Source organism: Streptomyces sp. NPDC017202 (genome assembly GCF_044331705.1).
Classification (GTDB): domain Bacteria; phylum Actinomycetota; class Actinomycetes; order Streptomycetales; family Streptomycetaceae; genus Streptomyces.
In genome coordinates this window covers 287,217-300,494 of the sequence record NZ_JBIRNP010000003.1, presented here as the reverse complement: position 1 = coordinate 300,494, position 13,278 = coordinate 287,217, and the positions used below count along the sequence as shown (strand labels likewise).

Here is a 13,278-nt window from a genome sequence, read left to right as displayed (position 1 = left end):
CCGGTTCTGTACGTGCTGGTGGCCGAAAGGCCCTTGATGCGGAAGTCGCCGTGGGTCACCGGACCGCCGTGCCGCGAGGTGACCCTCACGATCTCATTGTCCTGCACGCGCGGCGTCGGGTTGCGGCATGTGCCGCGGCACGCGCACACCGTCGTCAGGGGATAGCGGGAAGCCGACAAGCCCGGTGCGGGTTTCCTGTCGCTTCACGTACCCGCGTACCCGTGAGTCACTGATCAGACTGGTGGGTCCCGCTACCCAAGGCAACGAGGGGGACCCCCCAATGAACGGCTCGCGCATCACCGCCGTCGGTCACTACCAGCCCGCCAAGGTACTCACCAACGAGGACCTGGCGGAACTGGTCGACACCAATGACGAGTGGATCAGGAGCCGGGTGGGCATCCGCACGCGCCACATCGCCGGTCCCGACGAGCCGGTGGACGAGCTGGCCGGGCACGCCGCCGCCAAGGCGCTCGCGGCGGCCGGTCTCACCCCCGCGGACATCGACCTGGTCATGGTCGCCACCTCCACCGCCGTGGACCGCTCGCCCAACATGGCCGCCCGGGTCGCCGCCCGGCTCGGCATCCCCGGGCCGGCCGCGCTGGACGTCAACGTGGTGTGCGCCGGGTTCACCCACGCACTCGCCACCGCCGACCACACGATCCGCGCGGGCGCCGCGACCCGCGCGCTCGTCATCGGCGCCGACAAGATGTCCGAGGTGACCGACTGGACCGACCGCACCACCTGCGTCCTCGTCGGCGACGGGGCGGGCGCCGCCGTGGTCGAGGCCTGCCCCGTCGGGACCGAGCCCGGGATCGGGCCCGTGCTGTGGGGGTCGGTGCCCGAGATGGGGCATGCCGTGCGCATCGAGGGGCAGCCGGCCCGGTTCGCGCAGGAGGGGCAGAGCGTCTACCGGTGGGCCACCACCCGGCTGCCGCCGCTCGCCCGGCAGGCCTGCGAGCGGGCCGGCCTCGCCCCGGAGGACCTGGCCGCCGTCGTGCTGCACCAGGCGAACCTGCGCATCATCGAGCCCCTCGCGGCGAAGATCGGCGCCGTCAACGCCGTGGTCGCGCGCGACGTCACCGAATCGGGCAACACCTCTGCGGCGAGCATCCCGCTCGCCTTCTCCAAGCTGGTGGAGCGGGGCGAGATCTCCAGCGGTGATCCGGTCCTGCTGTTCGGTTTCGGCGGCAACCTGTCGTACGCGGGGCAGGTCGTCCGCTGCCCGTGACGGGGGGTGGCGCGGATCCGGGCGGCGGCGTGCGGCGTGACGCGGTCGGCCCCGCCCGGCCCTGCCCTGCCCCGCCCGCAGTGATCCGCGGCGCCCGCCGGGGGGCGTAGCCGGGCGCCGTGCCCGCGCCCGGACGGCACCCGGACCGGCCTCGTGCCCGCGCCCGGATTCGCCCCGTGCCCGCGCCCGGACGGCACCCGTGGCCGCGCCCGGACGGCACCCCGACCGGCCCTGCTGTCCCCCTGCCTCCGTGCGCCCGCGCACCCGTGCCCCGCGCTGCGTGCCCTCGACACGCCGCGGGGCACTTCTTTGTCCAGTGAGTGGAGAAAGTTGACGGCAATCCGTGCACGACTTCTTCCCACTCCCGGCAACCGCTGCTACGTTCCCCTCGAAAGCAGGACACCAGGCGGCCGATCGAGGCGGGGAGGGGTTCGTGAGACGCATGACGGCACGACCCGCGAACGCGCATCAGGCCCGGCTGCTGCGGCTGCTGCGCGACGGAGGTCCCAACTCCCGTGCACAGCTCGGCGATCAGGTCGACCTCTCGCGGTCCAAACTGGCCGTGGAGGTGGACCGGCTGCTGGAGACGGGGCTGGTCGTGGCCGACGGGCTCGCCGCCTCGCGCGGCGGCCGCCGTTCGCACAACGTCCGGCTCAATCCCCAACTCCGTTTCCTCGGCGTGGACATCGGCGCGACCTCGGTCGACGTCGCCGTCACCAACGCCGAACTGGAGACGCTCGGACACCTCAACCAGCCCCTCGACGTACGTGAGGGACCGGTCGTGGTCTTCGAGCAAGTGCTCGCCATGGCGGCGAAGTTGAAGGCGACGGGACTCGCCGAGGGCTTCGACGGCGCCGGCATCGGCGTCCCCGGCCCGGTCCGCTTCCCCGAAGGCGTACCGGTCGCGCCGCCGATCATGCCGGGCTGGGACGGCTTCCCCGTGCGGGAGGCGCTCAGCCAGGAACTCGGCTGCCCGGTCATGGTCGACAACGACGTGAACCTCATGGCGATGGGGGAGCAGCACGCGGGCGTCGCCCGCACCGTCGCCGACTTCCTGTGCGTCAAGATCGGCACCGGCATCGGCTGCGGCATCGTCGTCGGCGGGCAGGTCTACCGCGGCACCACCGGCAGCGCGGGCGACATCGGGCACATCCAGGTGGTGCCCGACGGCCGGCCCTGCGCCTGCGGCAACCGTGGCTGCCTGGAGGCCTACTTCAGCGGCGCGGCGCTGGCCCGTGACGCCGTGGAAGCGGCCCAGCAGGGTCTGTCGGCGGAACTCGCGGCACGGCTGGAGACGAACGGCGGCCTCACCGCCGTCGACGTCGCCGCCGCGGCGGCCGCGGGCGACGCCACCGCCCTCGACCTGATCCGTGAGGGCGGCAACCGGGTCGGTCAGGTCATCGCCGGACTCGTCTCGTTCTTCAACCCCGGCCTGGTCGTGATCGGCGGCGGGGTGACCGGCCTCGGCCACACCCTGCTGGCCGCCATCCGCACCCAGGTCTACCGCCAGTCGCTGCCCCTGGCGACCGGCAATCTGCCCATCGTCCTGGGCGAGTTGGGCCCCACCGCCGGAGTGATCGGCGCGGCCCGCCTCATCAGCGACCACTTGTTCTCACCCGCGTAGCCACTCCGTTCGCACCGGCGACCTGTTCTCACCCGCGCAGCCACTCCGTTCGCACCGGCCGTCCGCCCCAGTCCTCCGACGAACCCGCCAGCCCGCTTCGTACGGCACCACCGGCACAGCGCCCTGCTCCGCCCCGCTCCGCCTCGCTCTCGCCTGCCCCGCGCCACCTCAAGAGCGCCCGATTCCTGGCGTTCTGCCCTGACTCCGGCCCGCACGCCCGCCGAGGGGAATCCACATGGCACCAGAACCACCGCTGCTCAGCATGTCCGGCATCACCAAGTCGTTCCCCGGCGTCCGGGCCCTGGACGGCGTCGACCTCGACGTCCAGGCCGGTGAAGTGCACTGCCTGCTCGGTCAGAACGGGGCCGGCAAGTCCACCCTCATCAAGGTGCTGGCCGGTGCCCACCAGCCCGACGGCGGCACCATCCGCTGGCGCGGCGAACCGGTCACCCTGCGCTCGCCGATCGCCGCCATGCGCCTCGGCATCGCCACCATCTACCAGGAACTCGACCTGGTGGAGCACCTGTCGGTGGCGGAGAACGTCCACCTCGGCCACGAACCCACCGCCGCGGGATTCGTCGTCCGCACCAGGACGGCCCGTCGGGCGACGGAGACCCTGCTGCGGCGGCTCGGGCACACGGAGATCGATCCGGCCGCTCCGGTGGGGGAGTTGTCCGCGGCCCAGCAGCAGGTCGTCTCCATGGCGCGGGCCCTCTCCCACGACGTCCGGCTGATCGTGATGGACGAACCGTCCGCCGCCCTCGACCCGGACGAGGTCGACAACCTCTTCCGCATCGTCGGTGACCTGACGGCGGAGGGTGTGGCCGTCGTCCACATCTCCCACCGCCTGGAGGAGATCCGCCGCATCGGCGACCGGGTCACGGTGCTCAAGGACGGCCGGGCGGTGGCCGGCGGGCTGCCCGCGAAGTCGACACCCACCCGCGAGGTCGTCGCGCTGATGACGGGCCGCAACGTCGAGTACGTCTTCCCCGAACGGCGCGCGGCCGGCGTGCCGGCGACGGGCGGGAAGCCCTTGCTGGAGGTGCGCGGGCTGGCCAGGGAGGGCGAGTTCGAGCCGCTCGACCTCGACCTGCGGCCGGGGGAGATCGTCGGACTCGCCGGGCTGGTCGGCTCCGGCCGCTCCGAGATCCTGGAGACGGTCTACGGCGCCCGTCGACCCACGGCCGGTCACGTCGTGGTGGACGGAAAGCCGTTGCGGCCGGGCAGCGTGCGGGCCGCCGTACGCGCCGGCCTGGGCCTCGCCCCCGAGGAACGCAAGGCCCAGGCCCTGCTGATGCTGGAGTCCGTCACCCGCAACGTCTCCGTCTCCTCCCTCTCCCGCTTCTCGCGCGGCGGCTGGATCGACCGCGGCGCCGAACGGGGCGCGGCCCGCGCGGCGACCCGTGAACTGTCGCTGCGCCCCGACAACCCGTCCGCACCGGTACGGACCCTGTCCGGCGGCAACCAGCAGAAGGCCGTCCTGGCCCGCTGGCTGCTGCGCGGCTGCCGCGTCCTGCTGCTCGACGAACCCACCCGAGGGGTCGACGTCGGCGCCCGCGCCGAGCTGTACGCGGTCGTCCGCCGACTGGCCGACGAAGGCCTCGCCGTGCTGCTCGTCTCCAGCGAGGTGCCGGAGGTCCTCGGCCTCGCCGACCGGGTCCTGGTGCTCCGGGAGGGACGCGTGGTCCACACCGCGCCCGCCCGCGAACTGGACGAACACCGCGTACTCGACCTCGTCATGGAAGGAAGTCCGGCGTCATGACGCAGCCCGTCTCCCCGCCGCGCGACAGCACCGACAAGATGCCCCCGGCCCAACCCCCGGCCTGGCGGGGCCTGATGGCCCGCGCCGACGTCCGCACCCTGTCGCTGCTCGGCGTCCTCGCCGTCCTCGTCGTGATCGGCGGCATCACCAGGCCCGACGAGTTCCTCGACACCCGCAACCTCCAACTCGTCCTCACCCAGGCCTCGGTGATCGGCGTCGTCACGGTCGGCATGACCTTCGTCATCACCTCCGGCGGCATCGACCTCTCCGTCGGCGCCATCGTCGCCCTCGCCTCCGTGTGGGCCACCACGCTCGCCACCCAGGAGTACGGCTTCGGAGGCATCCTCTTCACCGCCGTCCTCGTCGGCCTCGGCTGCGGCCTCGTCAACGGCCTCCTCATCGCCTACGGCGGAATGGTCCCGTTCATCGCCACCCTCGCGATGCTGGCCTCCGCCCGCGGACTCGCGCTGCAGATCACCGACGGCAAGACGCAGATCGTCACCTCCGACGGCATCCTCGACCTCGGCGAGCGCGACGCGTACGTCCTCGGCGTGCCGCCCCTCGTCATGGTCTTCGCCGTCGTGACGGTCATCGGCTGGCTCGTGCTGAACCGCACCACCTTCGGCCGGCGCACGGTCGCGGTCGGCGGCAACGCGGAAGCCGCCCGCCTGGCCGGCATCGACGTGCGCCGCCAGCGGCTCTACCTCTACCTGCTGTCCGGACTGTGCTGCGGCATCGCCGCCTTCCTGCTGATCGTCCTGTCCGGCTCGGGCCAGAACACCAACGGCAACCTCTACGAACTCGACGCCATCGCCGCCGCGATCATCGGCGGCACCCTGCTCAGCGGGGGCCGCGGCACCATCGTCGGCTCCGTGCTCGGCGTCCTGATCTTCACCACGATCACCAACATCTTCGCCCTCAACAACCTGCAGAGCGACGTCCAGCAGATCGCCAAGGGCGCGATCATCGTCGCCGCCGTGCTGGTCCAGCGCCGTACCGCGAGCACGACCTGAGGAAAGGGTTCACCGCCATGCCAGAGCCGATGAGATTTCCGAGCCGCCTCACCAGTCGCCGAGGCCTGCTCCTCGGGACCGCCGCCGCCTCGGCCGGTGCCCTCCTGACCGGCTGCACGAGCAACGACCCCAAGGACGAGGAACCCGCCGCCGACACCCGGCCGGCCGCGGACGACAAGCCCGGCAAACAGGTCACCATCGGCTTCGCCGGACCGCAGGCCGACCACGGCTGGCTCAACGCCATCAACGACAACGCCAAGAGCCGGGCCGGGAAGTACTCCGACGTCACCCTGGAGATCACCGAGGGCTCCAACGACACCGCCCAGCAGATCGGCCAGATCGAGACCCTCATCAACAAGAAGGTCGACGTCCTGGTGATCCTGCCCGCCGACGGCAAGGCCCTGACCCAGGTCGGCCTGAAGGCGATGCGCGCCGGCATCCCCGTCGTCAACCTCGACCGGATCTTCAACACCCCCCAGGCGTACCGGTGCTGGGTCGGCGGCGACAACTACGGCATGGGCCTGAACGCCGGCCACTACATCGGCGAGAAACTCAAGGGCAAGGTCGGCGCCCGCGTCGTCGAACTGGCCGGCCTGGACAACCTGGAACTCACCAAGCAGCGCACCCAGGGCTTCGACGACGCCCTGAAGAACTACCCCAACATCAAGAAGGTGGCCCGCCAGGCAGCCGACTTCACCGTCGAGTCGGGGCAGGCGAAGATGGCCCAGCTCCTCCAGGCGCAGTCGGAGTTCGACGCGCTGTGGAACCACGACGACGACCAGGGCGTGGGCGCGCTGCGCGCCGTCGAGCAGGCCGGGCGCGACGACTTCATGATGGTCGGCGGGGCGGGCGCCCTCTCCGCGTTCCAGGCGATCAAACAGGACAACGGCGTCCTCAAGGCCACCGTCCTGTACCCGCCGACCATGGCCGCCTCCGCCATCGACCTCGCCCGTGCCCTCGGCCAGGGCAAGGGCGTCGGCGGCCTCGCGGAGTTCGAGATCCCTTCGTCGGTGACCTGCTACTCGGCCGTCGTCGACAAGGAGAACGTGGACCGGTACATGTCCACCGGCTTCCGGTGAGGAGCCCCGCCCCACGGGCCTGACCAGCCCACGGGTGGGGCCCGTCCCCGCCCGCCACGACGACGAGGAGGACATCCGAATGGCACAGCCGCAAGCGTCCGACGGGGCCCGTACGGGGAAGCCGCCGCTGCGCGTCGGCATGGTCGGCTACGCCTTCATGGGCGCCGCCCACTCCCAGGGCTGGCGCACCGCGGGCCGCGTCTTCGACCTGCCCCTGCGCCCGGTGCTCACCGCGCTCTGCGGCCGTGACGCCGCGGCCGTCCGCGCGGCGGCCGACCGGCACGGGTGGGCGACGACCGAGACCGACTGGCGGGCGCTGGTCGCCCGCGACGACGTGGACCTCGTCGACATCTGCACCCCCGGCGACAGTCATGCCGAGATCGCGCTCGCCGCGCTGGCCGCCGGCAAGCACGTCCTGTGCGAGAAGCCCCTCGCCAACACGGTCGAGGAGGCCGAGGCCATGGCGCGCGCCGCCGAGACCGCGTTCGCGGAACGGGGCCGGCTGTCGATGGTCGGCTTCAACTACCGTCGCGTCCCCGCCACCGCGCTGGCCCGGCGCATGGTCGCCGAGGGACGGCTCGGCCGCCTGCGGCACGTCCGGGTGTCGTATCTCCAGGACTGGCTCAACGACCCGCAGTTCCCGCTCACGTGGCGACTGCGCCGGGAACGGGCGGGATCCGGTTCCCTCGGCGACCTCGGCGCGCACATCGTCGATCTCGCACAGCACCTCGTGGGGGAGCGGCTGGCCGGGGTCTCCGCGCTCACCGAGACGTTCGTACGGCGGCGGCCGCTGCCCGGCGGACCGACCGAGGGCCTGGCCGCCGGGGGCGGCACCGCCAGCGGTACTGGCACCACAACCGGTCCCGGTACTGGTACTGGTACCGATCCTGGTACTGCCACCGGGACGGTCACCGTCGACGACGCCGCCGTGTTCACCGGCCGCTTCGCCTCCGGTGCCCTCGCCTCCTTCGAGGCGACCCGCTACGCCACCGGCCGCAAGAACGCCCTGCGCCTCGAACTCAACGGTGAACTCGGCTCGTTGGCCTTCGACCTGGAGCGGCTCAACGAGCTGTGGTTCCACGACGCCACCGAGCCCGGCAGCCACGCCGGCTTCCGCCGCATCCTCGTCACCGAGCCCGACCACCCCTACCTGGAAGGCTGGTGGCCGCCGGGCCACGGCCTCGGCTACGAGCACACCTTCGTCCACCAGGCCCGCGACCTCGTCCACGCGATCGCCGGCGGCAGCAGGCCGCAGCCCTCCTTCGCCGACGGCCTCCAGGTCCAGCGCGTCCTCGCGGCGGTCGAGGAGAGCGCCGAGAAGAACTCCGTCTACACCCCGATCGCCGACTGAGGAGGCTTCCAGCATGCCGCGCAGGTTCACACTCTTCACCGGCCAGTGGGCGGACCTCCCCCTGGAGGAGGTCTGCCGGCTGGCCCGCGACTTCGGCTACGACGGCCTCGAACTCGCCTGCTGGGGAGACCACTTCGAGGTCGACAAGGCCCTCGCCGACCCGGCGTACCTGGACTCCCGGCGGGCCCTGCTCGACAAGTACGGCCTGCGCTGCTGGGCCGTCTCCAACCACCTCGTGGGCCAGGCCGTCTGCGACGCCATCATCGACGAACGCCACCGGGCCATCCTGCCCGCCCGGATCTGGGGGGACGGCGAACCGGAGGGCGTCCGGCGGCGGGCCGCCGCCGAGATCGCCGACACCGCCCGCGCGGCGGCCGCGTTCGGCGTCGACACCGTCGTCGGCTTCACCGGCTCCGCCATCTGGCACCTGGTGGCCATGTTCCCGCCCGCCCCCGACACCATGATCGAGCGCGGTTACGAGGACTTCGCCGAGCGCTGGAACCCCATCCTCGACGTCTTCGACGCGGAGGGCGTGCGGTTCGCGCACGAGGTCCACCCGAGCGAGATCGCCTACGACTACTGGACGACCGTACGCACGCTGGACGCGGTCGGCCGCCGGCCGGCCTTCGGCCTCAACTTCGACCCCAGCCACTTCGTGTGGCAGGACCTCGACCCGGTCGGCTTCCTGTGGGACTTCCGCGACCGGATCTACCACGTGGACTGCAAGGAGGCTCGCAGACGCCTCGACGGCCGCAACGGCCGCCTCGGCTCCCACCTGCCCTGGGGCGACCCGCGCCGCGGCTGGGACTTCGTCTCCGCCGGCCACGGCGACGTCCCCTGGGAGGACGTCTTCCGGATGCTGCGCTCGATCGACTACCGCGGCCCGGTCTCCGTGGAGTGGGAGGACGCCGGCATGGACCGGCTCCAGGGCGCCCCCGAGGCGCTGAAGCACCTCAAGGCCTACGACTTCGAGCCGCCCAGCGCGTCCTTCGACGCCGCGTTCAACAGCTGAGCCGCGCCCGACGGCAGGTCGGGCACGGAGACCGGCACATCCGTCGGTCCCCGGACCCGGCCTGCCCGAATGCCGCCCTGTCCCGGGCCGGGGAAAAGACCGACCGGTCCCGGCCCAAGGGGTCTTCGCTCCGGAAGAGCTCCGGAAGAGCTCCGGAAGAGCTCCGGAAGAGCTCCGGAAGAGCTCCGGAAGAGCTCCGGAAGAGCTCCGGAAGAACGCGGTTGCCGTCCCTGATGTGTTCAGGACACCCACGCCTCCGGGGTGACGGCGCACCCCGGCACCCGCACGCACCGCACGCACCACACCTCCTCGCACCTGTTCCGTACGGCCCCACCCCGTTCCCGGAGGGACTTCGTGCACAGAAGCAGACTCACATCCACCCACACCACGAGGCGTCGTTCAGGACTTCGTACCGGTCTCGCCCTGTTCACCGGCCTGCTGCTGGCCGTGGGCGCCCCGGCGACCGTCGCCGGCGCCCACCCCGGCCACCCGGAGCACGACGGACCGGCAGCCGCCGAGGGGCAGTTCCAGCAGGTGCCGCTCGCCAAGGGCGAGCCCGAGACGGGCGAGCCGATGTCGCTCGCCGTGCTCCCGGACCGCAGCGTCCTGCACACCTCGCGCGACGGCACGCTGCGCCTCACCGACCAGGGCGGCGTCACCAAGGTCGCCGGCAAGCTCGACGTCTACAGCCACGACGAGGAGGGCCTGCAGGGCGTCGGCATCGACCCGGACTTCGAGAACAACCGGGCGATCTACCTCTACTACGCCCCGCCCCTCGACACCCCCGCGGGCGACGCCCCGGAGACCGGCACCGCCGAGGACTTCAAGAAGTTCGACGGCGTCAACCGCCTCTCCCGGTTCGTCCTCAACCCCAACGGCACACTGGACCCGGCCAGCGAGAAGAAGGTCCTGGACGTCGCGGCCTCCCGCGGCACCTGCTGCCACGTCGGCGGCGACATCGCCTTCGACGCCGAGGGCAACCTCTACCTGTCCACCGGCGACGACACCAACCCCTTCTCCTCCGACGGCTTCACGCCGATCGACGAGCGGGCGAACCGCAACCCGGCCTTCGACGCCCGCCGCAGCGCCGGCAACACCGACGACCTGCGCGGCAAGATCCTCCGCATCAAGGTCGCCGAGGACGGCTCGTACACCGTCCCGGAGGGCAACCTCTTCGCCCCCGGCACCGAGAAGACCCGCCCCGAGATCTACGCGATGGGCTTCCGCAATCCGTTCCGGATGAACATCGACAAGAAGACCGGCATCATCTACGTGGGTGACTACGGCCCCGACGCCGGCGCCGCCGACCCGAACCGGGGCCCGGCGGGACAGGTCGAGTTCGCCAAGGTCACCAAGCCCGCCAACTTCGGCTGGCCGTTCTGCACCGGCGACAACGACGCCTACAACGACTACGACTTCGCCACCGGCGCCTCCGGCGAGAAGTTCGACTGCGCCGCCCCGGAGAACACCTCCCCGCACAACACCGGCCTCGTCGACCTGCCGCCCGCGCAGGCCGCCTGGATCCCCTACGACGGCGGCTCCGTACCCGAGTTCGGCAACGGCTCAGAGTCCCCGATGGGCGGCCCGGTCTACCGCTACGACCCCGACCTCGACTCCTCGGTGAAGTTCCCCGAGGCGTACGACGGCGACTTCTTCGCCGGCGAGTTCGGCCGCCGCTGGATCAAGCGGATCGAGCAGACCGAGGACGGACCCGACGGCACGGTCGCGAAGATCAACGACTTCCCGTGGACCGGCACCCAGATCATGGACATGGAGTTCGGCCCCGACGGCGCGCTCTACGTCCTCGACTACGGCCTGTCCTGGTTCCAGGGTGACAAGGACTCCGCGCTGTACCGCATCGAGAACGCCGAGGACGGCTTCTCCCCGATCGCCGAGGCCGACGCGGACAAGACGTCCGGCGCGGCCGGGCTGCGGGTCGAGTTCACCGGCAGCGCCAAGGACGCCGACTCCCCGGACCTCACGTACGGCTGGGACTTCGGCGACGGCACCACGGGCGAGGGCCTCACCCCCACCCACCGATACAAGAAGGCCGGCACCTACACCGCGACCTTCACCGCGAAGGACCCCGAGGGCAACACCGGCAACGCCAGTGTCCGGATCGTGGTCGGCAACACCGAACCCACGGTGAAGATCACCGTTCCGGGCAACGGCAGCCTGGCCGCCTTCGGCGAGCCCGTGCCGTTCAAGGTGACCGTCACCGACCCCGAGGAGCGGATCGACTGCTCCAGGGTCAAGGTCGCCTACAGCCTCGGCCACGACTCCCACGCCCACGAACTGACCAGTGAGACGGGCTGCGAGGGCACCCTCCAGCCGCCTGCCGGGGACGGCGGTCACGACCCCAACGCCAACGTCTACGGTGTCGTCGGCGCCAGTTACACCGACGGCGGGGCGAACGGCCAGGAGGCGCTGACCGGCACCGCCCGCACCGTGCTCCAGCCGCTGCACCGCCAGGCCGAGCACTTCGGCGCCCAGCAGGGCGTGTCGGTGATCGACAAGACCGGCGCCAACGGCGGCAGGACCGTCGGCGACATCGACGACGGCGACTGGATCTCCTTCAGCCCCTACAAGTTCGACGGACAGAAGAAGATGACCGTACGGGCCTCCTCCGGCGGCGCGGGCGGCTTCATCGAACTGCGCACCGGCTCGCCCACCGGCACCCTCCACGGCTCGGCGTACATCCCGCCGACCGGCGGCTGGGAGACCTTCCAGGACGTCGACGTGCCGCTGCGGTCATTGCCGAAGAAGACGACGGAGATCTACCTGGTCTTCCGGGGCGGCGAGGGCGCGCTGTACGACATCGACGACTTCGAGTTCTCCACCGAGCCGTTCACGGCCGGCAAGAAGGTCCTGGTCTTCTCGAAGACGGCCGGCTTCCGGCACGACTCCATCCCGGAGGGCGTCGCCGCGCTGAAGGAACTGGGCGCCCCGGCCGGCATCTCGGTCACGGCGACCGAGGAGGCCCGGCAGTTCACCACCGCCAACCTCGCCAAGTACGACGCGGTGGCCTTCCTGTCCACCACCGGTGACGTCCTCGACGCCGAACAGCAGAAAGCGTTCGAGGACTACGTCAGGAACGGCGGCGGCTACCTGGGCATCCACGCCGCCGCCGACACCGAGTACGACTGGGAGTTCTACGGCGGCCTCGTCGGCGCCTACTTCGACTCGCACCCGGCCGTCCAGAAGGCCACCGTGCGCGTCCACGACCACGACCACCCCGCCACCGCGCACCTGGGCGACACCTGGGAGCGCACCGACGAGTGGTACAACTACCGCACCAACCCGCGCGAGCAGGCCAAGGTCCTCGCCACCCTCGACGAGACGACCTACAGCGGCGGCACCATGAAGGGCGACCACCCGATCGCCTGGTGCCAGAGCTACGGCGGCGGCCGGTCCTTCTACACCGGCGGCGGCCACACCAAGGAGTCGTACGCCGACGAGGCCTTCCGGGCCCACCTGCTCGGCGGCCTCCAGTACGCCACCGGCCAGGTGAAGGCGGACTGCAAGCCGGACAAGGGCTACCGGCAGATCTTCAACGGCCGGACCCTGGACGGCTGGAAGCAGGCCGGCCCCGGAAAGTTCGACGTCAAGGACGGCACCCTGCAGTCCGAGGGCGGCATGGGACTGCTCTGGTACCAGGCCAAGGAGCTGAAGTCGTACTCGCTCAAGCTCGACTGGAAGATGCGGGGCGACGACAACTCCGGGATCTTCGTGGGCTTCCCGGCCTCCGACGACCCCTGGTCCGCGGTGAACAAGGGCTACGAGATCCAGATCGACGCCACGGACGCGGCCGACCGCACCACGGGCTCCGTCTACTCGTTCAAGTCGGCGAACATCAAGGCCCGTGACCAGGTCCTGCGCCCGCCCGGCCAGTGGAACTCCTACGAGATCAAGGTCCAGGGCGAACGCCTCCAGGTGTTCCTCAACGGAGTCAAGATCAACGACTTCACCAACAAGGACCCCGAGCGGAGCCTGACCGACGGCTACATCGGCCTGCAGAACCACGGCGCCGGCGACCAGGTCTCCTTCCGCGACATCCAGCTGAAGGAACTGCGCTCCTAGGGTCTTTCGTTCGGGTCGGGCCGGATCAGGGAGCGGGGCCCGGTGCCGTGTCTCGCAAGGCGGAGGAGGGAGTCGGGGCGGAGCCCTGGCGACCGACGACAACGCGGCGAGGGGCGGTGCCAGGGCCCG

Annotated in this window: 8 protein-coding genes; all 8 read left to right on the top strand. The window is 71.4% G+C overall.

Going from position 1 to position 13,278, the window contains the following annotated elements; translation table 11 throughout:
* The first annotated feature begins 280 nt into the window (after nt 1-280).
* A complete protein-coding gene (locus tag ACH4N1_RS08860; RefSeq protein WP_398095618.1) occupies nt 281-1,228 on the top strand; it encodes a beta-ketoacyl-ACP synthase III in 948 nt (315 codons plus the stop codon).
* A gap of 442 nt (nt 1,229-1,670) precedes the next feature.
* On the top strand, nt 1,671-2,852 hold the full coding sequence (locus tag ACH4N1_RS08855; RefSeq protein ID WP_398095617.1) for an ROK family protein: 1,182 nt from the start codon (nt 1,671-1,673) through the stop codon (nt 2,850-2,852).
* A 235-nt stretch (nt 2,853-3,087) separates the two neighbouring features.
* Entirely contained in the window at nt 3,088-4,614 is a 1,527-nt protein-coding gene (locus ACH4N1_RS08850) for a sugar ABC transporter ATP-binding protein (RefSeq protein ID WP_398095615.1), read from the top strand.
* Nucleotides 4,611-5,627: an ABC transporter permease gene (locus tag ACH4N1_RS08845; RefSeq protein WP_398095614.1), complete on the top strand. Its 1,017-nt coding sequence runs from the start codon at nt 4,611-4,613 to the stop codon at nt 5,625-5,627. Before ACH4N1_RS08850 ends, ACH4N1_RS08845 begins: the two co-directional genes overlap by 4 nt.
* A 29-nt stretch (nt 5,628-5,656) precedes the next feature.
* Nucleotides 5,657-6,706 carry a substrate-binding domain-containing protein gene (locus ACH4N1_RS08840; RefSeq protein ID WP_398095612.1) on the top strand — a complete coding sequence of 350 codons (1,050 nt, stop codon included), beginning with the start codon at nt 5,657-5,659 and terminating at the stop codon, nt 6,704-6,706.
* 79 nt (nt 6,707-6,785) lie between these two features.
* Nucleotides 6,786-8,057, top strand: coding sequence for a Gfo/Idh/MocA family protein (locus tag ACH4N1_RS08835; protein WP_398095610.1), 1,272 nt, complete (start codon nt 6,786-6,788; stop codon nt 8,055-8,057).
* Nucleotides 8,058-8,070: 13 nt separating this feature from the next.
* Entirely contained in the window at nt 8,071-9,069 is a 999-nt protein-coding gene (locus ACH4N1_RS08830; protein ID WP_366061458.1) for a sugar phosphate isomerase/epimerase family protein, read from the top strand.
* Between the two features lie 354 nt (nt 9,070-9,423).
* Nucleotides 9,424-13,149: a ThuA domain-containing protein gene (locus ACH4N1_RS08825; RefSeq protein ID WP_398095608.1), complete on the top strand. Its 3,726-nt coding sequence runs from the start codon at nt 9,424-9,426 to the stop codon at nt 13,147-13,149.
* The last annotated feature ends 129 nt before the right edge of the window (nt 13,150-13,278 follow it).

Bases quoted from the DNA above. Each gene is read 5' to 3' on its own strand.
- ACH4N1_RS08855 (WP_398095617.1), top strand. From the start codon at position 1,671: ATGACGGCACGACCCGCGAACGCGCATCAGGCCCGGCTGCTGCGGCTG.
- ACH4N1_RS08840 (WP_398095612.1), top strand. From the start codon at position 5,657: ATGAGATTTCCGAGCCGCCTCACCAGTCGCCGAGGCCTGCTCCTCGGG.
- ACH4N1_RS08830 (WP_366061458.1), top strand. From the start codon at position 8,071: ATGCCGCGCAGGTTCACACTCTTCACCGGCCAGTGGGCGGACCTCCCC.
- ACH4N1_RS08860 (WP_398095618.1), top strand. From the start codon at position 281: ATGAACGGCTCGCGCATCACCGCCGTCGGTCACTACCAGCCCGCCAAG.
- ACH4N1_RS08845 (WP_398095614.1), top strand. From the start codon at position 4,611: ATGACGCAGCCCGTCTCCCCGCCGCGCGACAGCACCGACAAGATGCCC.
- ACH4N1_RS08835 (WP_398095610.1), top strand. From the start codon at position 6,786: ATGGCACAGCCGCAAGCGTCCGACGGGGCCCGTACGGGGAAGCCGCCG.
- ACH4N1_RS08850 (WP_398095615.1), top strand. From the start codon at position 3,088: ATGGCACCAGAACCACCGCTGCTCAGCATGTCCGGCATCACCAAGTCG.